Genomic DNA, 310 nt, shown 5'->3' on the forward strand with positions numbered 1-310 from the left:
CGTCCTTCTGTTTCTGCAGGATATGGCAGACATGGGACAGCTCCGACCGGTTCAGTTCACGGATGCTGTCCTTCCCGGTCTCACGGGCCACCAGCAGATGCAGCTCCTCCTCCGTCAGCCCCAGCTCCTTTGATTTGGCTAACCCCCACAGGGTCTTGATGGTATACCTATATCCCGTTCCCATAAGCATTTCCTCCTCCTGGCAGGCAGAGCACTTCCCTCCTGGATGGCCGGCTCCTGCGTTCCTGTAGGAACGCAGGGATTTGGGGTCCCGTCTCCCTGACCTTTGGCGCAGCCGGTTCCCGCACCT

Annotated in this window: 1 pseudogene; it reads right to left on the reverse strand. The window is 59.7% G+C overall.

Features of this window, described 5'->3' with window-relative positions:
- Nucleotides 1-184 (reverse strand): annotated as a pseudogene (locus LI015_RS28115) (regulatory protein GemA); the annotation flags it as partial.
- Nucleotides 185-310 lie beyond the last annotated feature (126 nt).

Source organism: Enterocloster sp. 210928-DFI.2.20, from assembly GCF_020554465.1.
Taxonomy (GTDB): Bacteria; Bacillota; Clostridia; order Lachnospirales; family Lachnospiraceae; genus Enterocloster; species Enterocloster bolteae.